At 40.7% G+C, this 26,555-nt stretch carries 27 protein-coding genes; 26 read left to right on the forward strand and 1 reads right to left on the reverse strand.

Going from position 1 to position 26,555, the window contains the following annotated elements:
- The first annotated feature begins 195 nt into the window (after positions 1-195).
- The 6 genes from MHB39_RS09805 to MHB39_RS09830 all read left to right on the forward strand — a co-directional run bounded on the left by MHB39_RS09805 (position 196) and on the right by MHB39_RS09830 (position 8,253).
- Positions 196-1,020 carry a copper amine oxidase N-terminal domain-containing protein gene (locus MHB39_RS09805; protein WP_342546505.1) on the forward strand — a complete coding sequence of 275 codons (825 nt, stop codon included), beginning with the start codon at positions 196-198 and terminating at the stop codon, positions 1,018-1,020.
- 147 nt (positions 1,021-1,167) lie between these two features.
- Positions 1,168-1,485, forward strand: coding sequence for a hypothetical protein (locus tag MHB39_RS09810; RefSeq protein ID WP_054548773.1), 318 nt, complete (start codon positions 1,168-1,170; stop codon positions 1,483-1,485).
- Positions 1,486-1,710: 225 nt separating this feature from the next.
- On the forward strand, positions 1,711-3,279 hold the full coding sequence (locus tag MHB39_RS09815) for an IS1182 family transposase (RefSeq protein ID WP_342546507.1): 1,569 nt from the start codon (positions 1,711-1,713) through the stop codon (positions 3,277-3,279).
- A 628-nt stretch (positions 3,280-3,907) separates the two neighbouring features.
- Positions 3,908-5,008: an alpha/beta hydrolase gene (locus tag MHB39_RS09820; protein ID WP_342546509.1), complete on the forward strand. Its 1,101-nt coding sequence runs from the start codon at positions 3,908-3,910 to the stop codon at positions 5,006-5,008.
- Positions 5,009-5,171: 163 nt separating this feature from the next.
- Positions 5,172-7,301, forward strand: coding sequence for a DNA topoisomerase III (topB, locus tag MHB39_RS09825; protein ID WP_342546510.1), 2,130 nt, complete (start codon positions 5,172-5,174; stop codon positions 7,299-7,301).
- A gap of 106 nt (positions 7,302-7,407) precedes the next feature.
- Positions 7,408-8,253, forward strand: a complete 846-nt coding sequence (locus tag MHB39_RS09830) for a nucleotidyltransferase (protein WP_342546511.1) — start codon at positions 7,408-7,410, stop codon at positions 8,251-8,253.
- An 80-nt stretch (positions 8,254-8,333) separates the two neighbouring features.
- Here the strand turns inward: MHB39_RS09830 and MHB39_RS09835 are convergent, their stop codons facing one another.
- Entirely contained in the window at positions 8,334-8,945 is a 612-nt protein-coding gene (locus tag MHB39_RS09835) for a TetR/AcrR family transcriptional regulator (protein ID WP_009371039.1), read from the reverse strand.
- A 202-nt stretch (positions 8,946-9,147) separates the two neighbouring features.
- Between MHB39_RS09835 and MHB39_RS09840 the strand changes: the two genes are divergently transcribed.
- The 20 genes from MHB39_RS09840 (at position 9,148) to MHB39_RS09935 (ending at position 26,534) form a co-directional block, all read left to right on the forward strand.
- On the forward strand, positions 9,148-9,900 hold the full coding sequence (locus MHB39_RS09840; protein ID WP_342546514.1) for a glucose 1-dehydrogenase: 753 nt from the start codon (positions 9,148-9,150) through the stop codon (positions 9,898-9,900).
- Between the two features lie 469 nt (positions 9,901-10,369).
- Complete coding sequence (locus MHB39_RS09845; protein ID WP_048390622.1) at positions 10,370-11,728, forward strand: aspartate kinase; 1,359 nt, start codon at positions 10,370-10,372, stop codon at positions 11,726-11,728.
- Between the two features lie 104 nt (positions 11,729-11,832).
- Positions 11,833-12,018, forward strand: coding sequence for a hypothetical protein (locus MHB39_RS09850; RefSeq protein ID WP_048390624.1), 186 nt, complete (start codon positions 11,833-11,835; stop codon positions 12,016-12,018).
- 204 nt (positions 12,019-12,222) lie between these two features.
- Positions 12,223-12,906 carry an adenosylcobinamide amidohydrolase gene (locus MHB39_RS09855; RefSeq protein ID WP_048390626.1) on the forward strand — a complete coding sequence of 228 codons (684 nt, stop codon included), beginning with the start codon at positions 12,223-12,225 and terminating at the stop codon, positions 12,904-12,906.
- A complete protein-coding gene (gene cbiB, locus MHB39_RS09860) occupies positions 12,903-13,859 on the forward strand; it encodes an adenosylcobinamide-phosphate synthase CbiB (protein WP_342546518.1) in 957 nt (318 codons plus the stop codon). Before MHB39_RS09855 ends, cbiB begins: the two co-directional genes overlap by 4 nt.
- Positions 13,846-14,940, forward strand: a complete 1,095-nt coding sequence (locus MHB39_RS09865) for a threonine-phosphate decarboxylase (protein ID WP_315058012.1) — start codon at positions 13,846-13,848, stop codon at positions 14,938-14,940. The genes cbiB and MHB39_RS09865 overlap by 14 nt, the downstream gene beginning before the upstream one ends.
- Complete coding sequence (locus MHB39_RS09870; RefSeq protein ID WP_257961202.1) at positions 14,937-15,545, forward strand: histidine phosphatase family protein; 609 nt, start codon at positions 14,937-14,939, stop codon at positions 15,543-15,545. The genes MHB39_RS09865 and MHB39_RS09870 overlap by 4 nt, the downstream gene beginning before the upstream one ends.
- A gap of 12 nt (positions 15,546-15,557) precedes the next feature.
- Positions 15,558-16,133, forward strand: a complete 576-nt coding sequence (locus MHB39_RS09875) for a bifunctional adenosylcobinamide kinase/adenosylcobinamide-phosphate guanylyltransferase (protein ID WP_342546522.1) — start codon at positions 15,558-15,560, stop codon at positions 16,131-16,133.
- Between the two features lie 20 nt (positions 16,134-16,153).
- Complete coding sequence (cobS, locus tag MHB39_RS09880) at positions 16,154-16,930, forward strand: adenosylcobinamide-GDP ribazoletransferase (protein WP_036081598.1); 777 nt, start codon at positions 16,154-16,156, stop codon at positions 16,928-16,930.
- Positions 16,903-17,499, forward strand: coding sequence for a histidine phosphatase family protein (locus MHB39_RS09885; RefSeq protein WP_048390636.1), 597 nt, complete (start codon positions 16,903-16,905; stop codon positions 17,497-17,499). Before cobS ends, MHB39_RS09885 begins: the two co-directional genes overlap by 28 nt.
- Positions 17,451-17,843, forward strand: coding sequence for a bifunctional adenosylcobinamide kinase/adenosylcobinamide-phosphate guanylyltransferase (locus tag MHB39_RS09890; protein WP_342546524.1), 393 nt, complete (start codon positions 17,451-17,453; stop codon positions 17,841-17,843). Before MHB39_RS09885 ends, MHB39_RS09890 begins: the two co-directional genes overlap by 49 nt.
- A gap of 31 nt (positions 17,844-17,874) precedes the next feature.
- A complete protein-coding gene (locus MHB39_RS09895; RefSeq protein WP_333006720.1) occupies positions 17,875-18,369 on the forward strand; it encodes an ECF transporter S component in 495 nt (164 codons plus the stop codon).
- The gene (locus MHB39_RS09900; protein WP_342546526.1) at positions 18,366-19,052 is read left to right on the forward strand and encodes a hypothetical protein; all 687 of its coding nucleotides are present in this window, start codon (positions 18,366-18,368) and stop codon (positions 19,050-19,052) included. Before MHB39_RS09895 ends, MHB39_RS09900 begins: the two co-directional genes overlap by 4 nt.
- Positions 19,053-19,352: 300 nt before the next feature.
- Entirely contained in the window at positions 19,353-19,520 is a 168-nt protein-coding gene (locus MHB39_RS09905) for a hypothetical protein (RefSeq protein WP_342546527.1), read from the forward strand.
- Positions 19,521-19,761: 241 nt separating this feature from the next.
- Positions 19,762-21,495 (forward strand): ABC transporter ATP-binding protein, encoded by a 1,734-nt coding sequence (locus tag MHB39_RS09910; protein ID WP_342546528.1) that lies wholly within the window; start codon positions 19,762-19,764, stop codon positions 21,493-21,495.
- The gene (locus tag MHB39_RS09915) at positions 21,492-23,303 is read left to right on the forward strand and encodes an ABC transporter ATP-binding protein (RefSeq protein ID WP_319840258.1); all 1,812 of its coding nucleotides are present in this window, start codon (positions 21,492-21,494) and stop codon (positions 23,301-23,303) included. The genes MHB39_RS09910 and MHB39_RS09915 overlap by 4 nt, the downstream gene beginning before the upstream one ends.
- A gap of 41 nt (positions 23,304-23,344) precedes the next feature.
- Positions 23,345-23,764 (forward strand): DUF1801 domain-containing protein, encoded by a 420-nt coding sequence (locus MHB39_RS09920; protein WP_004228761.1) that lies wholly within the window; start codon positions 23,345-23,347, stop codon positions 23,762-23,764.
- A gap of 126 nt (positions 23,765-23,890) precedes the next feature.
- The gene (locus MHB39_RS09925) at positions 23,891-24,874 is read left to right on the forward strand and encodes an alpha/beta hydrolase (protein WP_342546532.1); all 984 of its coding nucleotides are present in this window, start codon (positions 23,891-23,893) and stop codon (positions 24,872-24,874) included.
- A 2-nt stretch (positions 24,875-24,876) separates the two neighbouring features.
- The gene (locus MHB39_RS09930) at positions 24,877-25,548 is read left to right on the forward strand and encodes a response regulator transcription factor (protein WP_115673717.1); all 672 of its coding nucleotides are present in this window, start codon (positions 24,877-24,879) and stop codon (positions 25,546-25,548) included.
- The gene (locus MHB39_RS09935; protein ID WP_342546534.1) at positions 25,545-26,534 is read left to right on the forward strand and encodes a HAMP domain-containing sensor histidine kinase; all 990 of its coding nucleotides are present in this window, start codon (positions 25,545-25,547) and stop codon (positions 26,532-26,534) included. Before MHB39_RS09930 ends, MHB39_RS09935 begins: the two co-directional genes overlap by 4 nt.
- Positions 26,535-26,555 lie beyond the last annotated feature (21 nt).

Here is a 26,555-nt window from a genome sequence, read left to right on the forward strand (position 1 = left end):
GTTGATAATTTTCATCAGTATCTTTATCTAACAATCTGACGCGTTTATTTCGAAACGCGTCTTCTTTTAATGGGTCATGTAGATTGAATAAAGAGCAGGATAGTTTAACGATATAGGTGGATTTTTATGGTAAAATATTTAGTGGAATGTATTTTTGGGGAGAATAGTGAGTTTTAAGAAAAGGAGTGTTCAAAGTTGAAAAAAGTGTTCTTAGGAATTTTTTTTGGGTTGATTCTAATCATGACTTCGTCACCGGCATATGCAGCCGATTTTCAAATAAAAGTTGACGGTGTTACAATTGCATCTGATGTAAATCCAGAAGTTAAAAGTAATCGGACAATGGTTCCTTTACGTGTAATTAGTGAAAATTTAGGGGTAAATGTTGTATGGACGGATGCCCAAATCACCCTTACTAAAAACGATATACAGGTAACACTAAAACTTAATCGTAATCAAGTGGTGAAAAACGGTAAAACAGAAACGCTTGATGTAAAGCCATATATGAAGAATAATCGTACTTTTGTTCCGATGCGTTTTCTTGCCGAAACATTTGGCAGCAATATCACTTACAAAAACGGTACAGTAACGGTTGAGACACAGCCTCTCTTTATTGATGGTATAAAAGTAAAAGCATTGCAATACGAATATCATATGACATTAGGCGGAGTCGTACAGCAAATCAATGGGAATGGTTATAACGAAGCTATTTATAATACTTTTATAAAAAATAATGGAAGTAAAATCGAAGCACCTACTTATAATCCTTGGAATTCTCATCCCATTCCAGTAGGAGACTATGATAAAAATGCGCAATTTGATTTTTTAGACCAAGACTCGAACAGTATCAAACGGTTTGATATTTATTTTTCCACGGGGGACTTGGGCGGAGTTTTGGTGCATGATACTACTGCAAATCATTGGTATGTCTACAGTGATACCGCAAGACTGGGAATACTTCAATTAATTGATACAGCCTCGTTGAACGGCTTTGTGACGGTTATGAGTAATACAGTTCCATAAGGTGGATGATAGTGTTTTACTATTGTTTTAACGGACTTACTTTAATAAGGAGTAGAGCCTTTTTCTACTTAAACAACATTGCAACTTTGTTTGTACCATTACGCAGGTTTATATTTTCATGTTGTCAGAAGAAATGAGGTAATTTATTTGGATGAATGGAAGAAAGTTGTACTTAGTTTACTCGAAATTATTGTAATTCTATCGATTGGTTTACTTTTCACAACTTATATTTTAAGACCTATATACGAGAATTTTGGAATTCAATTTACAGGTGACGTATGGGTAAACTGGTTTGGATTATCGTATATTTTATTCGTCTTATACTCGTTGATTGTCGGTATTTTTATCTTTCAGGAAAGTAATATCTTTAAACAGCGACGTACATCAGTACTCTTTTGGCTCATTTTTATTGGTTCAAATTATGTAGTTTTTATTCCTTTTATAAAAGGTGAAAATCCATTCTAAGACTTCTATATAGTTCATTATTTCAACAATCCCAAAATCTATTATCGACACAAAGTAGGATAAAAATCAAAAGGGGCTGGGACAAAACCCATCTCTAAACTAAAAAGCCGGTGAAATTTTACGATCAGTAAAATTTCATCGGCTTTCAATTTTTTCATAAAAATAAGGACCACTTCTGATAAAATTAAGTCACCACAACCAAATTATACAGAAAGAAGGATCCTTATGTTTAAAGATTATAACATGAATCAATTAGTTTTGCCTTTAGATTTAGAAGTAAAATTACAAAAGAATGATATTGCCTTCCATGTCCATCATTTAGTCGAAAGTATCCCGCCTGAAGCGTTTGAACCATTCCTTCGAAATGAGGGCTGCCCTGCCTACCATCCACGCATGATGCTTAAAATTATCTTATGCGCCTACACGCAATCTGTCTTTTCTGGTCGTAAAATTGAAGCGCTTTTAAAAGACAGTATTCGGATGATGTGGCTAGCTCAAGGGCATGAACCAACCTACCGCACAATCAACCGATTCCGTGTCCAACCAGACGTAAAAGAGTTAATTCGTCAATGCTTCGTTCAATTCCGCTGCCAGTTGGTACAAGGGGGATTAATTAACCAGGAAGCTATTTTTATTGATGGAACAAAGATTGAAGCGAATGCGAACAAGTTTACATTCGTGTGGAAAAAGTCGATTGAAAAATATCATAACGGACTAATTGAAAAGTCAAACCAGCTATACGATGAGCTGCTTGAAAAAGAAATCATGCCAGAAATTGAACGGGAAAATGAAAATGAATTAGCATTGGAAGACCTCGCTCGAATGGTTGAAAAAGTAGATGAAGTGATTTCTGAATATGATCGAAAAATTGAGGATTCATCAGATGTAGCAGAGCGAAAGGCTTTAAGAACGGAACGGAAATTCCCAAAGCAAGCTCGGAAAAAATTAATCGACTATATTGAACGCAAACTAAAATATCAAAGAGACTTCGAAATCTTTGACGAACGAAATAGTTATTCGAAAACAGACCCGGATGCGACATTTATGCGTATGAAAGATGACTATATGAAAAATGGTCAATTGAAGGCAGGTTATAACATACAAGTGGCAACAGAAGGTCAGTATGCGCTTGCCTACAGCATTTTTCCGAACCCAACAGATACACGTACATTAATCCCATTTTTAGATGAAATCGAACAACGTTATTTTAAGTTACCCAAACACATTGTCGCAGATGCCGGATATGGCAGTGAACAAAATTATGATGATATCCTTTCGAATCGTAAGAGAGAAGCCTTAATCACGTACAATATGTATTTAAAAGAACAGAAGAAAAAGCATAAGCAAAACGAATTCAATACAGCGAACTGGGATTATGATAAAGAACATGATCGATACACTTGCCCAAACCAACAACAGCTTGTATTTAAATATCGTACCACGAAAACAGATCAATATGATTTCAAGCGTGAGTTTAAGATATACGAATGTGAAGACTGTTCCGGATGCCCTCTCCGTTCATCGTGTACAAAAGCAAAAGAAGGAAATAATCGAAAGATAATGGTGAATGAGAAGTGGGAAGAACAAAAAGAATATGTGCGAGCAAAGCTTTCAGAAGAAAAAACAAGTACCATTTATCGTCAACGTAAAATTGACGTGGAACCAGTTTTTGGATTCTTGAAGGCTAATTTGCGTTTCACCCGATTTTCTGTACGAGGAAAATCGAAGGTTGAAAACGAGATGGGCCTCGCATTAATGGCCGTGAATTTAAGAAAATTCACAGCCATTAGCTAAGATCTATAGGAAGACTACATAAAAATAGAGAAATCCGAATTTGAATTCATTCAAATTCGGATTTCTCACTAATTGAAGCTAGTTATGTCCCAGCCTCTTTATTTTTTTCTAATCAGTGTTTCACCAAGTGGGATTCCAACTACAACAACCAAAACCGTTAAAATTAACAGCGCTCTAAAAATAAAATATGCAGCTTCATCAAACATCGTATCTCTCCTTCTTTTTTACAATACCTACCTTCTATTCCGTAAGAATTATTGTTGTGTTTTTATAGTTTACGTCATTACAAGGTACGTATGCAGTTTTTTTAAAATTTGTGGTCTTCAGGCATTTCTTTAGTAAGGAATGCGTCATGCTTCCTCTAATCCATTAGAAAATCATTGTATTGATGCTATACAAAATCTTCAATCGTTCATTACTAAAGAATGAGCTAAAGATTAATAATCCTTTACCCGAGATAATAAATAGTAAACGTGAGTCTGTTGAGAAGGGAAATATCGGTCCTTATCGAGCATAGCTGAATATATCTTACACATTACCATCACAGAAATTATAAGTAAGGACCCAGTTTTTTATATAGATTTCGATAGTCAACGATACATAAGTCAATTTAATGGAGGTTATGATGATGAGGATAGCGAAGAAAATAGCCAAGATAGTAGGAATCCTTCTAGCTATACTGACTTTGTTTATGGGGATTGGATACGCTATTCTTGTGATTAATCCGTTCGGGAATCAACCAGGCAAGCCAGTTGCGGATATTGAAAACAAGGTGGAGATTTGGGGAGAAGAAGTGGCAGGTAATCATTCGGGAAGTAAGCTAGACGATATGAATATTAAGGGCAATCCTAACAGACTTTTGGCGACATTCAAATTTTCCACTGGCATTGTGGGGGAAGACTATAAAGACAATGAAGCGGCCATTGATACCTTTACTTACATCCATGAGATTGAAGGGGGCTATGAAAAATCAACCTATGAAGATGCGCCCTATCTGATTCCTTATACGGTAGCGAACAGTGACAGTGCCGTCATTATTATGCCAGGTGGTGGTTATGGCTTTAAGGAAATGGATGGAGGAACAGCGGAAGGAAAGGAAGTAGCTGCATCATTAAATAAAGCAGGTATAAATGCATTCGTTCTCCACTATCGTTCCAATCCCTATGAGTGGCCTATTCCACAGCTAGATGTTCAGCGTGCTGTCCGTTATCTACGTTATCATGCCAATGAATATGGTCTCCATCCAGATCGAATTGGTTTGATAGGTTTTAGTGCTGGAGGTTATCAGACGGGTAGCTTTATTAACCTTATTCAGGGTGAAAATCTGTTTCCTGCTCGTTATCAGCCTGATGCCATTGATGCAGTTGATGATCGAGTAGCATCCGCTGCTATGATTTACCCTGCATTGACGTATCGCTATAATGTGCCCATGCTCTTTGCTTCTTTTAATGATGAAGATGTTAGAAATCCAGAAAAGCGTGAAGAGCTCTTACAGCAGACAGATTTATCTACGAATTTCAGAACAGCTCATATACCTCAGTTTATAGCTTATGGGACAAAGGATTTAGCAATCGGGGTAAAAGGTCCACAGGAATATATTCAATCCGCACGAAACGCAGACGCGGATGTGACTGTGATTGTAGCAGAGGGTCAGAATCACGGCTTTAAGCAGGCATACTATATGCGAGCGTATCTAGAATGGGTAAAGAAAATTTTTGATTCTTTATAATTTGCTTTAAAAGAGGTCAAAGATTTTAGTAAGTGCTATTTTATATGGTTTAAAGTAAAATAGTAGGAAGGTATTTCACCATCAACTCAACTAATCTGATTAGTTGAGTTTTATGTTTTTATAGAAAAGCTACTAAAATATTGTAAAGAAGATGTGATGATTAATGGGGAAAATTGCTATATTAGCAGAGAAACCATCTCAAGCAAGAGCATATGCAGACGCCTTTAAAGTGAAGCAAAAAGAGAAAACCTTTATTGAACTGGAACCTTGTGCTACTTTTCCTTATGGTGCAGTTATTACCTGGGCGGTTGGTCATCTTGTTGAATTAAAGGAGCCGAAAGAATATCAGAAGGAATGGGAGAAGTGGTCGCTTGCTTCATTACCGATCATTCCGCAAAAATTTGAAGATAAAGTGGTCTCTAAAATGTATCCACAATTCAATGCAGTCAAAAAAATCTTTAGTGATCCCCAAGTAACAATGATTTATAACTGCTGTGATAGTGAACGTGAGGGTTCAAATATCTTCTACTCCCTTTTGAAAATGACAAAAGTAAATAAGCCAGTTAAACGATTATGGATCAATTCATTAGAAGTGGAGGAAATCCGAAAAGGTTTTAATCATATGCAAGGTAATGAGCGTGATTTGCTTATGTACCAAGAAGCCAAAACGCGTCAAATTAGCGATTGGCTAGTAGGTATGAACTGTAGTCGCCTCTATACGCTACTGTTGCAGAAAAAGGGCTTCAAGGGCAGTATCTCCATCGGACGAGTACAATCGCCAACCGTCTATTTAATTTATAAAAGACAGCAGGAAATTGAACAGTTCAAGCCTGAAAAATTTTATGAAATCGAAGGGGTATTTAAAGCTCAACATGGTGTATATAAAGGGAAGGCGAAGCTAAAGACAAAAGAGCGGGCTGAGGCAGTGCAGTTATTGCAACAGCATGGGATTGAACCGAATGATACAGGTCTCATTACAAGTGTCACGAACAAAACGAAGCGGATGGCACCACCTAAACTACATGCGCTATCAACTTTACAAGCGGCTGCCAATAAACGTTGGAAATACAGTCCATCACATGTGTTGAAACTTACGCAATCACTTTATGAGAAAAAGCTCGTTTCTTACCCACGTACCGATTCACAGCTCATTACACATAATGAGTTTGCTTATTTAAATGAATCATTAGGAAACTATCAGCAGCTCGTGGGAAAAGCATTTCAGCCAATCAATAGAGGGAAGAACAAGCGCTATGTCGACAGTGCCAATGTTGGGGAGCACTATGCGATAATTCCAACGAAAAAAATACCGACCGCCAAAGCGTTGCAATCCATGAATGCTGATGAACGAAATATTTATTTTGAAATCCTCAATACGACACTCGCTATGTTTCATCAGGATTATGAATACGATGAAAAAACGATTATCACGAATGTCAAAAATGTAGAGTTTAAAACAGTAGGGAAAACAGAGCTTGTCAAAGGCTGGAAAGAATTATTTTCAAATGAGACAGAGGTGCAGGCGCGTGAAGAGTCTTTACCTGTTGTCTTCCAAGATGAGCTGGTACAAAGTAAGATTGCTATACTAGAAGGCACGACAACGCCTCCGAAGCCCTATACAGAAGGTCAACTCATTACGATGATGAAAACCTGTGGTAAATCGGTTGAGGATGAAGAGGAAATCGAGGTGCTGAAATCGATTGAAGGGATTGGGACGGAGGCAACTCGAAGTGGCATTATCGAGACGATTAAGAAGCATGGATTTATTGAAGTACGAAAAAATATCGTGAGCATTACACCGAAAGGACAGCTTTTATGTCAGGCAATTGAAGGAACATTACTGTCAAGTCCTTCCATGACGGCTAAATGGGAAATTTACTTACATAAAATTGGTAAGGGGGAAGGCTCTGCCAAACATTTTATTGAGAGCATAGGCAAGTTTATTCATCAATTAATAGCAGAGGTGCCTAAACAGTTAGAGGCACTGACAATTGAAGCAGAGCAGTTTAAACCAGCCGAGGTCAAAGATATTGCCATGTGCCCAGCATGCAAGGAAGGGAAAATAGGCTTGCGTAAAAGCTTTTACGGATGTTCGAATTATAAAAATGGTTGTAAGCAAACGTTCCCACAAAGGCTATTAGGAAAAAAACTAACGGAAAAAAACATCCATGATTTATGTAAGAGTGGGAAAACTGCTATGATGAAAGGCTTTAAATCAAAGAATGGCAAACAATTTAATGCAGCCCTACGTTTGGTAGAAGGAAAAATTGAATTTGAATTTAAAGAAAAGTAAATGCTGATAGTTTCAAAGGACTTCCAACATGAAAGTAGGATAGTGTGTTTGTATAGGACATGCTATCCATTTTTAAGTAAATCAGTCACCTAAAAGGAGCGATGTAATGACGACTATAAAAGAAATTGGCAGCTTATGTCTGACGGATAGTGATGGATACATTATTAATCATGCAGATTGGAATAAAATCAACCCTATTTTTCTTGCTGTCATCAACGATGTGGTTCATACCTATCGCACCCTTCTCCAAGATGACTTACATAGCATTTATATAAGGGGATCGATTCCAAAGGGTATAGGTATTGAAGGAGTAGCTGACTTAGACACAATAGCGGTCACGAAGCAAAATCCTAAAAAACAGCAGGTAAAGCGGATAAAAGAAGTAGAGCAAGCGTTAACTCAAAACCATCATTGTGTAGATGGGATTGAGCTAAGTGTATTCGGCAAAGAAGATATTTTAAATACGACATCTTTTTCAATCATTAGTTTCATCCTCCAAACCCATAGTATATGTGTCTTTGGAGAGGATTTAATACCTCGATTACCAAGATATAAAGCGAACGAGGCTTTAGCGAATGACCACCTTATTCAGTTGCAGGGGCAAATAAAAAATGCCTGTGATGACCTTCAAGATAATTCGGATAGAGAGGATATTAAAGATTGTTGTAAGTGGATTATGAAAATTATAGTAAGAGCAGGGCTTGCACTTGTCATAACAAAGGAAAACACCTATACAAGGGATTTATACCCCGCCTATAAACGGTTCTCAGAATATTTCCCTGACAAGGAAAGCGACATGAGAAGGGCACTTGAATATGCAATAACACCCATAATCGATAAGAACGTTTTGTTATTGTTTTTAAATGAATTTGGAACGTGGATGGTCAGTGAAGCGGATAAATGGTTACAATTCTATAACCCTACTAGAGAATTAAACATGAAAATCGTATAACTTTCGAGACAAATAGAGAAAGGTAATCACATTTGCGTTGTGATTACCTTTTGTTGTTAATTGAAATTTGGTGTTTTGCTTTATCTTTCAAAAGGGTTGTCAATATAAGGGCCTTTAATGGTAATACGCATTAACTGGGTCGCCATAAATTTGGGGGTATAGGGCATATCATTTTCTAACCACCAGACGATTACTTCAAGAAAGGCGGCTGCATAAAAACGGACGGCCATTTCGCGCGGCACGGTCAGCTTTTGGTCGTCAGGCTCCATCATTTGAATGCCGCTCGAGACAAAATTGATAATAATGTCTTTAAGGCCATCGGAGAAATAAGGGATATTTTTTTCTGTGAGATAGACCTTGTATAGTTTACTATTCAGCGCTATTTGTTCAAATAAATGCATAAATGTCTCATGTGGCTGGTCATAATTTGGTAATAAATCAAAATCCTTCTTCTCTTCGAAGGGTGGATGGATACTACTTACAAGCTCATGCAAGGCTTCTTCTGAGCTTTGATAGAGAAGGTCTAATTTATCACGGTAATGTAAATAAAAAGTGGCACGGTTTAATGTAGCCCGTTGTGTAATATCTTGTACCGTAATCTTTTCATAGCCTTGTTCATCAATTAATGCCACTAGTGCATCTCTTAATAATTGGCGCGTTCTGATGACGCGAGGGTCCATTTTTTTCGACATTTTGAAGCTCCTTGTATTAAATTTTCTATTTAAACAACAGTCCGATTGCAAGTGTTGTGAAAGCATCATTATGGGCTTTGGTGTTGTTTGCCCTTTTTCAATTGCGCGTTATAATTATATTAACGACACCGTGTCGATAATACAACTAGTTGTTAACGTGTTCACGAATTGTTCATTTATATAGAAGAAAGGGAGTTTTATGATGGGTCGTTTAAATGGGAAAGTAGCAATTATTACAGGAGCAGCAATGGGAATGGGCGCTTCTGAGGCAAAACTATTTGCACAAGAAGGCGCAAAGGTCATTGCAACAGATGTACAAATCGAGCCCTTGAATAATTTAGTAAAAGAAATTAAAGAAAATGGTGGGGACATTATTGGTCTTCAACATAATGTTACTTCTGAGGATGAGTGGAAAGCAGTGATTGCCGAGACTGTAAAGGCATATGGCAAAGTGGATATCCTCGTCAACAATGCGGGCGTTTCATCACCTAAAACAATTGCCAACATGGAAATGGCTGAATGGAATAAAATTATGGATATTAACCTGAATGGTTGTATCATTGGCATGAAATATGTGATTCCTGAAATGCAAAAAGCTGGCGGTGGTTCAATTATCAATATTTCTTCGATCGGTGGAATCGTGGGAATGGCTGGTACAAGCCCTTATACAGCAGCAAAAGGAGCGCTTCGTGTGCTTTCTAAATCGGCTGCGATTGAATATGGTAAAGATAAAATTCGTGTGAATTCTGTTCATCCAGGCATTATTGTAACACCAATGACAGCGCCTACGATGGAAGAGGGCGGTGCATTGCCATACTATCAAGCTTACACGCAATTACCATACTTCGGTGAACCTGAAGATGTAGCTTATGGCGTAGTGTTCTTAGCATCAGACGAATCCCGCTTTATGACAGGCGCAGAGCTCGTAATCGATGGCGGCTGGACAGCCATTTAATCCAATAGCAATAGCAAAATCAAAACTAGGCATCACTCGACGTGAGCCTAGTTTTTTATATCCACAGTCACTCCATAAAGGCCTCAGGAACGAGCGAAAAACCTCATAAATAAAAGAAAAAGCCTTGCTGAAGGAATCAACGATACATACAAAAATAGCACAGACATAGTGGATATTTGTGCATATCATAAATGGAGTAAGCGTTTTCTTCATTTATATAGAAGAAAGTCAAAATCGAAAATTTCACGATTATGTCAACGTCACGAAAAAAAATTCACAAAAACCTTAACTATTTCATGTGAAATCCGTATAATAAATCAAACAGTACGAAAATTGTCCATATTTCTCGAAAAATTGCGTGAATTTTTTAAATTGTATTGACGTAGGAAACGATAATTTGTACACTGTGTACAGTCAATTGTTTTGTGGAGGAATACAATTAATTTGAAAAAGTTAGGATTTGATAGATATGATCGTGTGTAAATTTGGTGGAACATCTGTAGCAAGTGCAGAACAAATACAAAAAGTAGCAAACATTGTAAAATCTAATCCGGCGCGTAAGATTGTTGCCGTTTCAGCACCAGGGAAACGTTCTGGTGACGATATAAAAGTAACTGACCTATTAATACAATTAGCAAATGCAGCGTTACTACAAGAGAATACAGAGGAAAAATTGCAAACTGTTGTGGATCGTTTTAGAGCGATTGCTGATGGTTTGGGGCTAGATAATGCCATTTGTGACGTAATCGCAGAAGATTTACGTGAACGTGTACAAGGTGACAAAACAAATGTGGAATTATTCATCGATAGTATTAAAGCAGCAGGTGAAGATAATAACGCCAAGCTTATTGCAGCTTACTTTAATGCCATTGGTATGCCCGCACGCTATGTCAGTCCTAAAGAAGGTTTAGTGGTCAATGATTTACCAGAAAGAACCTTTGCATTACCTGAAGCGTATGCTAATTTAGCCCCTTTAAAAGACACAAAAGAAATTATTGTGTTCCCAGGGTTCTTCGGTTACACTAAAGCGGGCGTATTGCGAACATTTGACCGCGGTGGCTCTGATATTACAGGCTCTATTTTAGCAGCAGCCGTTGAAGCGGAGCTGTATGAAAACTTTACGGATGTGGATTGTGTGTTCTCCGCGAATCCGAAAGTCGTCAACGATCCAGTGGAAATTAAAGAAATTACGTATCGCGAAATGCGCGAATTATCATATGCAGGCTTTTCAGTGTTCCATGATGAAGCGTTAATGCCTGTCTACAAGATTGGGGTGCCCGTTAACATAAAAAATACAAATAATCCATCAGCCCCAGGTACACGTATTGTACCAAGCCGTCCTGCAACAGGTCGTCCAGTTACAGGTATTTCGGCAGACAGTGGCTTTTCAACTTTATATGTCTCTAAATATTTGATGAATCGTGAGGTAGGCTTTGGACGTAAGCTACTCCAAATTTTAGAAGATGAAAATATTTCTTATGAACACACACCATCTGGTTTAGACGATATTTCTGTCATCATGCGTTCGAATCAACTAACACCAGAAAATGAAGCACGCATTCTTAGTCGTGTGAAAGAAGAGCTACATGCAGAGTATGTAGAAATGCGTCACGGTTTTTCCATGATCGTGATTGTGGGCGAAGGGATGCGTCATAACACAGGATTAGCTGCCCGTGCTGCCACAGCGATTTCAAAAACTGGCGCAAATATTGAAATGATCAATCAAGGTTCTTCTGAAGTGAGCCTCGTGTTTGGTGTCCTTCAGGAATATGAAAACCGCATTTTACAAGCGTTATATGAAGAGTTTTTTGCCCATGCAAAAGCATAATGACACAATCGTCACTAATCCAAGTGTTTCTTGCTTGGATTAGTGTTTTCTTTTTGCCGAGAATACGGTAAAATCGAGGGCGTACATAGTTGGGAGGGTTATTCGTGAAGAATTTAACAATCGGTATGCTTTTTTCAATCATCGGGATACTTTTTGTCTGTTTAACGATTATGGATATTTTACCGTCATCGACAAAAACAATGAAAATTGTTTACATAGGCATTGGGTGGGTCTTTATTATCGTCGGCTCTGTCATCCGCTTTAAGAATCTCAAACAAAAGCAGCAATAACACTTTGAAAATGGAATTGTGACAATAGCCAAAGTTATGATACAATTTCAAAGAAAATAAATAATTTGAGTATTATGAAGTTGTTATTCTGTACAAATGTTCAGAAGGTTCAAATTTTAATAAAGAATCGACCGTACAAATTCTTCTTTGTAAGAATTTGTTTTTTTATGTTCCGTCATAACTTTATCGCGAGGAGGCGATTGATTGCCTATACTTACTAAGGATTGCATTCATATTTTTGACGATTATGTTGCCCTTCAAACAGCTTCAGCCATGAAGGTTGTATCCTCAGCCATGCATAACCCAGGCTTTGGTCATTATACGCATCTGATGAATCGAACGGTGCCTATTACCTATGATGAACGACAGCCACATCAGGAATTGCTGCAGTTTTTGCAGGCACAGCATTTCCCGCATGACAATACAGTGGCTATGATGACGGCTGTCCAAGCCAAGTTTGCGACTATTCGTGACTTTACATATGAGGGAATCCACCTTGTCATTATGATTACCGCAGGGCTTGGCAATGCGGTGGATATTACCCGTGCTTTTCAACGAGAGGAGCAGTACCATGCAGGCACCATTAATACTTGGGTGCTGATCAATGGCAAGCTGTCTGATGAGGCACTTTTTCAGGCAATGATTTCAACTACGGAAGCCAAGGTCAAGGCTTTAGTAGATGAGGGTGTTACAGATCCTACGACAGGCACGCTAGCTACAGGTACATCTACTGATAGCTTGCTTATTGCCTCGACAGAAGAAGGGGACTTCCATCAATATGCAGGTCCCATCACTATGCTTGGTAAGGTCATTGGCTATGGTGTTTATGAAACGATGTGTGAGGCGGTTAGGAAATACAAAAAAGATAAAGAGGAGAGGTCTAAATGATTGCTATCGTGATTGCCTGCATCATAGGGCTTATTTTTGATTTAGTAGTAGGGGACCCTCCGAAGCTTCCTCATCCTGTACGCTGGATTGGACACTTGATTCAATCGCAAACAGCTTTATGGAATAAGGGCAAATGGCGCAAGCTACGTGGGACAGTGATGGCACTTGCTGTTGTTGGCACGACCATGTTTGTGGTGACGCTAATTCTATTACTAAGCTATCAGATGAGTATCATTTTTGGCATCCTTGTAGAGGGTCTGCTGATTGGTATCGGACTGGCACAGCGGAGCTTGAAGGAGGCGGCGATGGCTGTCTATGAGCCGCTTGTCAAAGGGGATTTTGCCGAAGCACGAGTTAAGCTATCTTGGATTGTCGGACGTGATACCGATAAACTAGGTGAGGATGAAATTGTGCGTGGTGTGGTAGAAACGGTTTCTGAGAATACAAGTGATGGTGTGACAGCTCCACTCTTTTATGCCTTTCTATTTGGGGCAATTGGTTTATGGGGCTATAAGGCTGTCAATACCTTAGATTCGATGGTGGGCTATAAAAATGAAAAATATAAAGACTTTGGTATGTTTTCAGCCAAGCTTGATGATGTCCTGAATTTTATTCCAAGTCGCATTACAGGCTTACTGATCGTGCTTGGTACGAAAAATGAAACAGATCGTTCGCTTGGCAAGCGCTTAAAGCGTTGGGTACAGGACGCTAAGAAGCATCCTAGTCCAAATAGTGGCTATTTAGAGGCAGCGACTGCAGTGCAGCTTGGTGTACAGCTAGGAGGGAAAAATACGTATCAGGGCGTTGTCTCTCATCGAGCAATTATGGGGGAAAAATTAGTGCCATTAACGAAAGAGCATATTGCAACGTCCATTATTCATATGCGTATTGCCACAGTGCTGTTTGCGCTTGTTATGTTAGCAGTGGAGGTGTTAATTTATGCGGTTACCTAATCACGGAGCAAATCCGCAAAATGTTTATCAGCAATTAGGCTTAACGATGCCTGAGGTGGTGTATGATTTCAGCGAAAATGTCAATGCGGCAGGACCACCAGCCTTTGTGGAGGCACGTTGGCGTACTTTTTATCCACTAATTCAGCGCTATCCAGATCCAGATGGGGAGCCTTTTTTAACGAAGGTTGCTGCTTTTCATCAAGTAGCAAAGAATACGATTTTACTAGGCAATGGGGCTTCAGAGCTTTTTAGTGTACTAGCAAGACGCTATACCAATAAGCGTGTCATCATTGTGCATCCAACTTTTTCAGAGTATGAGCGAACATTGCGTGCAGCAGGTGCTACGATCGTTCCTATTGTCGCGACAGATTTTATCAATTACACATTGCCATTAGAGCAGCTACAGCAGGAAATGTTGACGGCAGATGCTGTATATCTTTGTACACCTAATAATCCAACTGGCGTACTGCCAAATAAGGAAGATTTACTTGCCTTAATCGCACACGGAGCAATCGTTAATTGTGAGCTTGTTATCGATGAGGCATTTATGGATTGGGTAGATGAGGCGCATTCGCTGATTCAGTTTAGTGCACAAAACCCACATGTTATTGTCGTTCGTTCGATGACTAAAATGTATGCGATTCCAGGTTTACGACTTGGGTATTTGGTTGCGCATGCTACAATTGTGAGCGCCTTAAAAGATATGCTACCGCATTGGAATTTAAATGCCTTTGCGCTTGTAATTGGGGCAAGCTGTTTAGACGAGCAGCACTATTGTCAGCAGGCAATTACCTATGCCTCAGCGCAAAGGGAATGGCTGCATCGTTACTTACAGGACAATGGCTGCCAAGTAACGAATAGTGTGACGAATTATGTGTGCTTCTCCTTACCGAAAACACAGCAAGCGGACGCCTTTTTCACCTATTGTCTTGCACAGGGGGTTGTGCTGCGTCACACAAAAAACTTTCAAGGTTTGCAGGGTGAGTGGTTCCGTATTGGCATAAAAGACATTGCAGCCATGACATCTTTACATAATTGTCTACAAACGTGGTTTAACGTAAATAAGGGGAGAGAAAAGTGACAACTTTTTATCTAGTAAGACATGGGGAAACACAATGGAATCAGGAGCATCGACTACAGGGGTGGCTGGATTCTCCATTAACGGGAAACGGTAGAGCAGCGGCTGAAAAACTTCACAAGCAACTGCAACAGATTCCTTTTACCGCTGCTTATTGTAGTTCAAGTGGTCGTGCAAGAGAGACGATGGCTATTTTGATGGCCAATCGCAAGCTGCCTATTGCCTATGAAGATGATTTACGGGAGATCTATTTAGGGAAATGGCAGGGGCAGACAATCGACGATATACTGGCGACACATAAGCTTGATTATGAGCTATATACGAACTACCCTGCGCAGTTTGTGGCGAGTCATACAGAAAGCTTTGGAGCCGTAACAGAAAGAGCGATGTTTACATTAAAAAAAATAGCAGCCCAACATCAGAATGAAACGATCCTCATTGTCTCCCACGCTGTAACGATTAAATGCATTATCAATGCTATTTTACAGCGCAGCATTAGTGAGCTGTGGGCAGCTCCATACATTCATGGGACAAGTGTGACAGTGATTGAACGGAAAGGTCAACAATGGCTTGTGAAGGATATTGGTAATCTACATCATTTACAATAGGAGGTGTCCTACATGGCGCTTATTTTTATTACAGGTGGTGTACGTAGTGGTAAATCCCATTTTGCCGAGCAAGCAGCGCTTCAGCATTATGAGGCACAGGCATGTACAGCGAAACGCTTGCTCTATTTGGCATCTGGTATTGCCTTAGATCATGAAATGGAAAAAAGAATCCTACGGCATCAGGCAGATCGCCAGGCACAGCCTATTCAATGGCTGACGGTGGAGGCTCCCTATGCGATTTCTGAGGTATTTGAGACACTTCGGGATGGAGATGTGGTGCTGTGGGATTGCGTGACAACTTGGCTGACGAATGCTTTTTACGAAGGCTATGACAAGGGGACACCCTGTTTACAACAACCTGGTTGTTTAGCTAACAAGCTACAGGTCGTCAAGCAGGCTATCCAGTTACTGTTGAAGAAGGATGTGACTTTTTTTGTTGTATCCAATGAACTGTTTGATGAACCTCCTTATGCTAGTGATGAAGTAGAATTATACCGACGAACGCTCGGACAATTCCATCAATGGTTCGTTTCTATGGCACAGGAGGCCTATGAAATGAACTATGGCATTGTAAAGAGATGGAAATAATCAAGAAGGAAGGCAAGAGGATGAAAAATTTTTGGCATAGCCTTCAACTGGCATTTCAATTTTTTACGGTATTGCCGGTACATAAAGAGCTTCCATTAACGAGGTCCACCATCACAGGCATGTTTGCTTGCTTACCGTGGATAGGTGCTTTAATGGGCACAACGGTGGCAGCCGTGCTTTATAGTCTTATGCAGTGGACAGCAAGCAGTGAGGTGATGCTAGCTTTTACTGTGATAGGGCTATTTGCTTTATGGACAGGAGGTTTGCACTTAGACGGCTTTATTGATATGGGCGATGCCTATTTTTCCTATCGAGATCGAGAAAAACGATTGGAGATTTTAGATGACCCACGTGTAGGTGCGTTCGGAGTATTGGCTGTGGTGTTTTTATTAATGGGAAAATTTGTTATTCTACATGAGCTTTTTGTGCAGCAGAGGTTCGCCTTGTGGATGGTACTATTCGTCCCTTTTCTAACAAGGGTTGGCATGAGCTTTTATTTTATGTCACTCCATTGCTCAAAGGAAAAAGGTCTTGCTTATTTTTTTAAGTCTCATATGAATGCTAATCGATTGAAAGCGATCATGCTGTTGTCGCTCGTATTGGCGATGACGGTCGTTTTTATCAGCACGCAGCTCTTTCTTCTTCCAGTTGTCCTAGTCGTCGTTTTAGCCATTGCACTTTTTATTTTTCGACAATTTACGTTGCGTAATTTTGGTGGAGTATCTGGCGATTTACTGGGTGCCTCCATTGAAGGGATGGAGGTTGTGCTATGGGTGACATTGTTACTGTGTGCTTAATACGGCATGCGCCTACAAAAGAGAATCTTGAAAAGCGTTACCTTGGGTGGACGGACGCACCATTAGCAGATACAGCCAAGCTTGCTGTTGTGGATGCATTGGTTAAAAAGGTATATGGCAGTGATCTACAGCGCTGTCGACAAACGGCTGCTCATTATTTTCCCAATGCTAGCTACCAGGCAGAGGCATCCCTTCGAGAGACGAACTTTGGTGCATTCGAAGGGAAAACCTATGAGGAGCTAAAAATGGATGCTCACTATCGGGCATGGATAGATGATCCAATCCGTACACCCCCTCCACAAGGTGAGGCATTCGATGATTTTATGAAACGTGTTGTAGATGGATTTCATTATTTACCGAAAAATGAGGATAGCTATTATTTAGTGGTTCATGGTGGGGTTATTCGTGCCTTACTTGTTGCCTTTGCGCCAACAGAACAGCCCTTTTGGTCCTATCAAGTGCCACATGATAAACAATTTGTTTTAACATTTACAAGAAAGGCTTGGGAGGAGGGAGCACGATGCATGTCTTTATCGGAGGTGCCTATAACGGCAAAACCGACTATGTGAGGCGCTTGTATGAACAGCAACAGATGGTTATGATTGCTGGCGAACTTCCTGAGGCAGCGCCAGCCTGTGATGTCCTTGTCCTGAAGAACTTAGAAAACTGGCTTGTGACACAAGATTTGGAGGAAGATGAACAAATCGTACAAACGGTGCTAGCAACATTACAAGAGCTTGAGCAGCATTGTACACTTGCACTTATTGTAACGGATATGGGGCGTGGTGTTGTACCAATGGATAAGCAAGCCCGACAGCTACGCGATACCTGTGGCCGTTTATACCAAGCTTTGTTCAAGGAAGCGGAGCAGGTTGTACGGATTTGGTATGGAATAGCTGAGCAATTGAAGTAAAGAAGACATTCAACAGAAAAGAGGGCATGATATGGAACGACAAAAATTAAGGAAATGGATTTTGACGGCAATGGTAGCGGCCATCTGTGCAGTAGGAGCAATGATTAAGGTACCAACGTTTATTTCAACGGCTGCACTGGATTCGGCTCCTGCCTTTTTAGCGGTTGTCTTTCTATCCCCCATCTTAGCGGGGGCTGCTGGATTGATCGGTCATTTTATAACGGCATTAACGTCTGGCTTCCCATTAGGGCCATTACATATCATAATCGCGGTGGAAATGTTAATTGTTGTATGGGTCTTCGGGGTGATGCATAAAAAAGGCATGCACTTTTGGAAATGGCCGGTTGCCTTAGTATTAAACGGTATTATAGCGCCACTACCATTTTACTTTATTATTAGTCCAGCATTCTTCTGGGGTGCTTTAGGCAGTATTCTGATGGCAACGGTGATCAATTTAATCATTGTCGCGGTAGTTATGCCCATTCTGTCAAAGGTTTTTGTGCGTAAGGAAGGTCGTGTACAGTGAGAAATGCGATGAAAGTAGGCACGTTCATTGCAACAATGGATAATGCCGCTGCCATTGGACAAAAACCGCAAGATGTTGTGTCAGCACCCGATCAACTGACAGCCTATATGACAGCACGTGTGACCTTTTTAGAACAGCTTGCGGCACAGGCACTACCTGTCCAAGTTCTACTTGCGAATTTTTCTGGAGATGCTGCATGGTCTCGCTATGAAAAAGGTATTCAGCAAGTGTTTACAGAGGCAGGTCTTACATGCCCAGCCATTTCAGGGAGTACGGAATCCAATATGCCCACATTACAGTCAGGCTTAGCTGTTACAATGCTTGGTGAAATCCAGCAGCAGCGTCGGGCATTTGACCACGATCAGCTTAGCTGGTACACCTATGGCCTGCCGCTTGTGGGCGAAGAGGTGTTGGCACAGCCTGAAGATGTGGCGCAGTTGCTGCCAATTTTTCAGGCGTGGCAGGCAGAAATTATTCAGCAAGTATGGCCAGTCGGATCAAAAGGGCTACAAGGAGAATTTGCCCGTTTGTTTGGAGAGCGAAGTATTGAAAGCTCCCTCGATTGTGCAAAATCAGCAGGGCCCTGTACGGTCATTTTGCTAGGCATTGATCCAGTTCATGAGCAGCAGGCACAGAAAATTTTCCTGCGAAATTTTGAGAAGCTGAGAATTTCTGTTAACTGATAGAGCCTGTTTTGAGCAAATGATCGCATCTTGGGACAGGGCTAGATAATCCAGAGCGAGTGTTATTTTCCTTCGATATGATTCTTGCTCTGGGTAGTTTCTTACTTATTAACAGGATGACGCTTAATCTAAATTAGCTGGCTGTTGCTTGTAAAGGAAAAGGCCCGCTCTGTAGTGTGAGGAAGTCGCTCCAAAGAAGGGCAAACCCGCTCCAAAGTGGAAGAAAGCCGCTCCAAAGAAGGGCAAACCCGCTCCAAAGTGAAAGGAATTCGCTCTTAAGGAGGGCAACCCCGCTCCAAAGTGGAAGAAAGCCGCTCCAAAGAAGGGCAAACCCGCTCCAAAGTGGAAGAAAGCCGCTCCAAAGTGGAAGAAAGCCGCTCCAAAGTGGAAGAAAGCCGCTCCAAAGTGGAAGGAAGCCGCTCCAAAGAAGGGCAAACCCGCTCCAAAGTGGAAGGAATTCGCTCTTAAGGAGGGCAACCTCGCTCCAAAGCGAATGAAAGCCGCTCATAAGAAGTGGAACTTCGCTCTAAAAAGTCACCACCCTCCAAAATCTGCTTAGAAATTAGATTTTTACTCCTTATGAAGACACTACACCACAATCAAACCACTCCAATAATATTACGAGACCCGAAAAATTAGTTGCCAAATGGGAATGATTTTCAGTTATAATGAGGAACGAATGGGATTTAAATAGAACGGAGACGAATGTATGCAGGCAGTTAGACAATTAGGGCAGTATTTGGGGCCTTATAAATTTTTCACCTTGATTGCACCGCTATTGATGGTGCTGGAGGTGACGATGGATTTAATTCAGCCGACCATCATGCAGCATATGATTGATACGGGGATTGCCAATGGGGATAATCGCTACGTATTAACGATGTTTGTGTGGATGCTTGGCAGTGCAGTGCTCGGACTTATCGGTGGAATTGGTTGCTCGTATTATAGCTCGAAGGCGGCGATTCATTTTGCGTCGGATGTTCGACAGGCTCTTTATGAGAAGATGATGACTTACTCGGCCAAGGAGCGAGATGCTTTTACAACGGGGAAGCTGATTACGATTTTAACGAGTGATGTGGAAAGTATTCAGCGTGCCTTTATGATGACGCTGCGTATTTTTGTGCGAGGGCCATTGCTTTTTATCGGTGCAGTGATTATTGTGTTTGTGACAGCACGTGAGCTTTTTTCCATATTGCTCATTATCGTGCCATTGTTGATTATTGCAATGTACTTTTTCACAAAGTATTCGGGTGTGCTGTATCGTCGTGTTCAGGAGGCGATTGATGCCGTCAATACGAAGCTACAGGAAAATTTGGCGGGTATTCGTGTGGTTAAAGCCTTTCGCCGTGAGACACAGCAGGTAGCACAGTTTGGAGAATTAAATGAGGCGCTGACGAAACGTTTTATTACAGCTGAGCAAATTGTCGGCGTGCTTGTACCCTTTACGATGTTTGTTGTCAATCTTGGGATTGTAGCCGCGCTTTGGCTTGGAGCCATTAAGGTAGACGCGGGTACGCTGCAAGTTGGCGTTATTCTTGCATTTATCAACTATTTAACAATTATTTTAAATGGACTGATGTCCTCTAGTATGGTGCTGATGCAAATAGCGCGAGCTTTGCCTTCAGGAGAGCGCATTGTGGATGTGTTAAACAAAGACATTGCTGTTAAGGAAGCGGACCATGCGCTGACAGATCCAATAAAAGGGGCCATTGACTTTGATCAGGTGAGCTATCGCTACTATGAAACAGCTGAGGATGTCCTCAAAAAGATTTCATTTTCGGTGAAGCCAGGGCAAACGGTCGGCATTATTGGGAAAACAGGTAGTGGTAAATCGACGCTGGTGAAGCTATTACCTCGCTTATTTGATCCAACTGGTGGCGAAATCCGCATAGATGGAAAACCGCTAACATCCTACTCACTCGCAACCCTACGTGAGCATATCGGATTTACTTCACAAAAAGCATTATTGTTCTCTGGACCGATTGAAAAAAATATCCGCCTCGGCAAGGATGATGCGACAGCTGAGGACATACAGCAGGCATTAGAGGCCGCCTGTGCCAGTGAATTTGTAGAGCAACTTGAAAAGGGCTTAGCGCATGAATTGTCACAGGGCGCTACGAATCTTTCGGGTGGACAGAAGCAGCGCCTTGCATTAAGTCGTGCGTTTATTCGAAAGCCTGCCATTTTGGTGCTGGACGATACAACGTCAGCGCTCGATAGTGCATCGGAACAACATGTGCAGCGAGCTATTGCCACCTATTATCAAGACACAACGACCTTCATCGTAGCGTCGAAAATTGCCTCCATACAGCAGGCAGATGTTATTTTGGTACTAGAGGATGGCGACATTGTTGGGCAAGGAACCCATCAGCAGCTTCTACAATCAAATGCGCATTATCAAGCAATTTATGCGTCACAGCAAAAGGCTGGTGAACAAGGATGAGTCAAGGTCAACCAAAGCAAATGAATTTTGGACGTGGACCGCGTATGGGAGGACCAGCTGAGAAGGCGAAAAATCAAAGGGAGACATTGTCACGTGTGTGGCATTATGTCAAGCAACAAAAAATAGGGCTGTTTTTCTCTATCTTTTTTGTCATTGCCTCGACCTTTTTAAGCCTTGCGGGGCCCTACATGATTGGGCATATTATTGATGATTATATTATGAAAAAGGATATCGACGGAACGATTCGTTTAGGCATCCTATTGGCCGTTATTTTTTCAGTAGCCTCTATTCTGACATGGCTGCAAACCTATGTCATGATTCATGTGGCGATGAAAACCATTCGGACATTACGTCTGGAACTATTTCAAAAACTTCAGACACTGACATTACGTTTCTTTGATCAGCGTGCACTTGGGGATTTAATGAGCCGTGTGACCAACGATATTGATAATTTAAATACAGCACTTGCGCAAAGTGTTACGCAAATCGTGTCGTCCATTTTAACTGTAATCGGTGTCAGTATCGCCATGTTTACATTAAGCTGGCAATTAGCAATCGTGACATTGATTATTATTCCGCTGATCGTTTTCACAACCAAGCAAATCATTAAACGCAGCAGTAAAAATTATGCAGCACGACAACGAGATCTCGGGAAGCTCAACGGCTATATTGAGGAAATGATTACAGGAGCGGAGGTACTTACGCTTTTTGGCAAGGAGCAGCAAACGATTGATACGTTCCATCAGCAAAACGAAAATCTACGAAACTCTGCCCAACGAGCAGAAATTACCTCTGGCTTACTAGGTCCGATTAATAATTTTATGAATAATTTAGGCCTTGCCATCGTCATCGGAACAGGTGCCTTTTTAGCAGTAAAGAGTATTGTTACAGTGGGGATTATTGCCGCCTTTGTGACCTATACACGGCAATTTTTCCGTCCGCTTAATCAGCTATCTAATCTATTAAACACCTTCCAGTCTGCTATTGCTGGGGCAGAGCGTGTTTTTGAGATACTAGATGAACCCTCAGAGGTAGCCGACAAGCCTAATGCTATCAAGACGGCATCGCTCAAGGGGGATGTTGTTTTCAAGCAAGTATCATTTAGCTATGAGCCAAATAAGCCTGTGTTAAAAAACATTGACTTCCATGCCAAGGCAGGAGAGACATTTGCTCTAGTTGGCCCAACAGGCTCAGGCAAAACAACGATTATCAATTTATTAACACGTTTTTATGACGTCGATCAAGGTGAGATTTTAATTGATGGGCATAATATTGAGCACTATCAGATGGCGACGATTCGCCAAAGAGTTGGTGTGGTTTTACAGGACACCTATTTGTTCTCGGGAACGATTCGTGAAAATATTCGCTTTGGTAAGCTAGATGCGACAGATGAAGAGGTTGTGGAAGCGGCAAAAATTGCGAATGCCCATCATTTTATCAAATATTTACCTGCCCAATACGAAACACCCGTGCAGGCAGGAGGAGTCAATTTAAGTCAGGGGCAGCGTCAGCTTATTGCGATCGCCCGTGCAATTTTAGAGAATGCAGATATTTTAATTTTGGATGAAGCGACATCTAGCGTGGATACCCAAACAGAGGTCGATATTCAAAAAGGCTTACAGCATTTAATGCAGGGACGCACAAGCTTTGTCATTGCCCATCGTCTGAAAACAATCGAAAATGCCGATCAAATCCTCGTGATTCAGCAGGGAGAAATTGTCGAGCAGGGCAATCACCAAGAGCTGATGCAACAGCAGGGGATCTATCGTCACCTTCAACAAAAACTATTGTTAGAGCAGGTAGAATAGGGAATAATGAAGGTACATCTTCCAGAAGGCGAGGGATTGACATGTATGAATTAAAGACCAAAGAAACCGATGTAAGTGTCATTGAATTTATTGAAAGTGTAGACCATCCAAAAAAGCGAGAAGACGCCTATCGATTATTGGACATTTTTACAGAGGTCACAGGCTATGAAGCCAAAATGTGGGGACCGAGTATTATAGGCTTTGGTAAATATCATTACAAATATCAAACAGGCCATGAAGGGGATGCCCCACTAGCTGCCTATTCCCCTCGCAAAGCGAAAATTAGCTTATATTTTGCTCCAGGGGATGAACGAGAGCAACTATTACAACAATTTGGTAAACACACAACAGGAAAAGCCTGCGTTTATATTAATAAGCTAGCTGATGTGAATGAAGACATCTTAAAAGCCCTTATACAACAAACGATCGATTTTTTACGAAAAACCTATCCAGATGCTTAATCAAGAGAGCTGCCTATTAGTTAGGTAGCTTTTTTGTATGAAATTTATCTATTTTCTTCAAAAGTTTAGTAGAAATTTATTTTTACCGTGTATCCTTGCAAGTATCAACGAAAAGAGGAGATACGTATGAAAAAGAAAGCAAAGAAAATGATTGTCTATATGGGGGTATTGATTGTGCTTGGAATGGTGATAATTTGTATTTATCACTATAGCTTAATACAGAATGAATCAGCTATTTTACAACCTAACGGCACATTAAATAATGTAGATGGTCAAAATCTCCATGTTTATCAGGAGGGGGCTGGCGTGGATACATATATTTTTATGGCTGGCTCAGGTATCGCAGCACCCGTATATGAGCTAAAAGGGCTGTATCGTAAGTTTTCACAGCATCATCAAATTGCAGTAGTGGATCGAGCTGGCTATGGCTATAGCGACGTAGCCCATGATGATAGAGGAATCGATACGATTTTAGCGCAAACACGACAGGCACTTCTGCAAAGTGGGCTTGAACCGCCCTATGTCCTTGTGCCACATTCCATTTCAGGGCTAGAGGCCATTTACTGGGCGCAAAAATACCCAGAGGAAGTAAAGGGCATCATCGCGCTAGACATTGGCCTACCTAGTCAATATGTAAAGCATAAAATGGGGACGGTCGATCGTTGGATGGTGAGAGGCATGCACCTCGCTACTAAACTCGGCTTACATCGACTTTTGCCAACACAGGTCTATAATCCGCAAGTACTTCAACTGTCGTTTTTAACAGCACAGGAAAAGGAAATCTATCAGGCGTTGTCCTTTAAGCAATTTTTTAATGAAGATATGCAAAATGAGCTGTTGCAGGTCTACGAAAATAGTTTACAATCAGAACAGCTCAAAAAGCCGCAAGACACGCCTATCTTACTGATTGATGCGATTGCGGAAGAAAATAAACATTCGAAATATACGAAGCAAAATCGGCAGGATTATGCTGACTTTGCAAAGCAATTCACTAATGCACAGGTGAAAGAGGTCAGTGGGACACATAGTATTTATCTCTATCAGCCAGATGAAATCTATCAACTGGCAATGGAATTTATGAAAACAACGGGTGATGAGAAAGGTCGATAAGTATGAAAGGATTTAGAATCTTAATTATAGAAGACGATCACATGATTGGTGATCTACTGCAAAAAATAGTACAGCGTGAGGGCTATGAGGCAATCTGGAAAACAGATGGCAAGGATATGATGGCGCTAATTCAGCAGGTGGATTTAGTCATAATGGATATTATGCTGCCAGGAGAGGATGGCTATCAATTGAGCAAAAATATTAAACGATTAGGCTTAAATATTCCAATCATTTTTCTATCGGCACGTAATGATATTGAAAGTAAGCTAGAGGGGTTGATGGTTGGAGAGGATTACCTGACAAAGCCATTTGATCCGCGAGAGCTGTTGCTAAGAATGCAAAAAATGCTAGCACAACAGTATGGTACACTTACGCAAATTCAGCATTTATTGATCGATGGGGAGCGCCGTCAAGTATTTCATCATAGTATCCATGATGAAATCGCCCTAACAGCGATTGAGCGAAAAATTTTCTTTTATTTATTTGACAATCGTGACCGAGTATTAACAAAGGAACATTTTTTTGATTATCTCTGGCCACTTGATGAACGCAATCATAATATTTTGAATGTCCATATTAAAAAAATTCGAACAAAGCTACAAGACCCAGCAGGCATTATTGTGCAAAATATTTATGGAGAAGGGTATCGTTTAAATACCTATAATAAAAAATGACCTTAAAAACAAAATACCGTACTTTGTTATTTGTAGCCATTGGGAGTGTGCCTGTTGTACTATTAGGCATTAGTGTGGCCATGTCAATTTTGTATGACAAGGCCTTTAAAATGAAAAATGACGGCATTCCGTTTCATGAGTCCTATGCCTATCCTGTGATGCTGATTGCGTTTGTGCTAGCGTTAGGAATGCTCGCATGGCTATTTTCCACATCGATTCATTCGTTACTATCCAAAATTACACTACTTAATAAAACAATACGAGAACTAGCTAGTAATGAGCGAATACCTGACACGTTAACGATAAAAAGTGAGGATGAAATTGGACAGCTTAGCCAATCTGTCAATCTTTTAATTGAGCGTACAACTTACCGAGAGTTAGAGCTTGCCCAGCAGCAGGAGCTTCAAAAAGAGCTGCTACAAAAGTTGCGACATGACATTCATACGCCGTTAACGGCTATCCGTTTGCAGCTGTTTTATCTAGAGGATCAGCTACAGGGGCAGCCCAAATTGGTGGAATCCTTACATGCACAAATTCAATATATCACGAATTTAACTAATGCATTTCAGTTACAGTCCTTTGATACGGGTGAACAGTCCTATGTCATGCAGGAGGAGGTTCAACTTGTCCCATTGTTACAAATGATGATAAAGAAGTGGCAGTATCTATATCGCATGCAGAATATTACGCTGCATTTTCAGCACGATGATTTACAAGCAACTTGGCTTAGCAATGAATTGTGGCTACAGCGTTTATTCGATAATGTCTTTCAAAATACATTAAAGCATGCCCAAGCATCCAAGCTAGAGGTGACGATCAAGGACGGGCAAGTTGTCATGTGTGATGATGGTATTGGCTTTACGACAGAAGATGAGCATGGCGGACTTGGGCTTAAAATCATTCAGGATATTGCTAAAACATTGAATATCGAAGCTTCCTTACAATCAAACAAAAATGGCACGATCTTCTACTTTACACACGAATAAAAAACAACGGCAGCCTTTGCC

It is taken from the genome of Lysinibacillus sp. FSL K6-4013 (assembly GCF_038630435.1).
In the GTDB taxonomy this organism is placed as follows: Bacteria; Bacillota; Bacilli; order Bacillales_A; family Planococcaceae; genus Lysinibacillus; species Lysinibacillus boronitolerans.

Coding starts and splice junctions, on each gene's coding strand:
- MHB39_RS09845 (WP_048390622.1), top strand. CDS start 10,370: ATGATCGTGTGTAAATTTGGTGGAACATCTGTAGCAAGTGCAGAACAA.
- MHB39_RS09890 (WP_342546524.1), top strand. CDS start 17,451: ATGCATGTCTTTATCGGAGGTGCCTATAACGGCAAAACCGACTATGTG.
- MHB39_RS09915 (WP_319840258.1), top strand. CDS start 21,492: ATGAGTCAAGGTCAACCAAAGCAAATGAATTTTGGACGTGGACCGCGT.
- topB (WP_342546510.1), top strand. CDS start 5,172: ATGGGGAAAATTGCTATATTAGCAGAGAAACCATCTCAAGCAAGAGCA.
- MHB39_RS09910 (WP_342546528.1), top strand. CDS start 19,762: ATGCAGGCAGTTAGACAATTAGGGCAGTATTTGGGGCCTTATAAATTT.
- MHB39_RS09865 (WP_315058012.1), top strand. CDS start 13,846: ATGCGGTTACCTAATCACGGAGCAAATCCGCAAAATGTTTATCAGCAA.
- MHB39_RS09840 (WP_342546514.1), top strand. CDS start 9,148: ATGGGTCGTTTAAATGGGAAAGTAGCAATTATTACAGGAGCAGCAATG.
- MHB39_RS09820 (WP_342546509.1), top strand. CDS start 3,908: ATGAGGATAGCGAAGAAAATAGCCAAGATAGTAGGAATCCTTCTAGCT.
- MHB39_RS09885 (WP_048390636.1), top strand. CDS start 16,903: ATGGGTGACATTGTTACTGTGTGCTTAATACGGCATGCGCCTACAAAA.
- MHB39_RS09920 (WP_004228761.1), top strand. CDS start 23,345: ATGTATGAATTAAAGACCAAAGAAACCGATGTAAGTGTCATTGAATTT.
- MHB39_RS09925 (WP_342546532.1), top strand. CDS start 23,891: ATGAAAAAGAAAGCAAAGAAAATGATTGTCTATATGGGGGTATTGATT.
- MHB39_RS09875 (WP_342546522.1), top strand. CDS start 15,558: ATGGCGCTTATTTTTATTACAGGTGGTGTACGTAGTGGTAAATCCCAT.
- MHB39_RS09830 (WP_342546511.1), top strand. CDS start 7,408: ATGACGACTATAAAAGAAATTGGCAGCTTATGTCTGACGGATAGTGAT.
- MHB39_RS09815 (WP_342546507.1), top strand. CDS start 1,711: ATGTTTAAAGATTATAACATGAATCAATTAGTTTTGCCTTTAGATTTA.
- MHB39_RS09935 (WP_342546534.1), top strand. CDS start 25,545: ATGACCTTAAAAACAAAATACCGTACTTTGTTATTTGTAGCCATTGGG.
- MHB39_RS09835 (WP_009371039.1), bottom strand. CDS start 8,945: ATGTCGAAAAAAATGGACCCTCGCGTCATCAGAACGCGCCAATTATTA.
- cobS (WP_036081598.1), top strand. CDS start 16,154: ATGAAAAATTTTTGGCATAGCCTTCAACTGGCATTTCAATTTTTTACG.
- cbiB (WP_342546518.1), top strand. CDS start 12,903: ATGATTGCTATCGTGATTGCCTGCATCATAGGGCTTATTTTTGATTTA.
- MHB39_RS09895 (WP_333006720.1), top strand. CDS start 17,875: ATGGAACGACAAAAATTAAGGAAATGGATTTTGACGGCAATGGTAGCG.
- MHB39_RS09930 (WP_115673717.1), top strand. CDS start 24,877: ATGAAAGGATTTAGAATCTTAATTATAGAAGACGATCACATGATTGGT.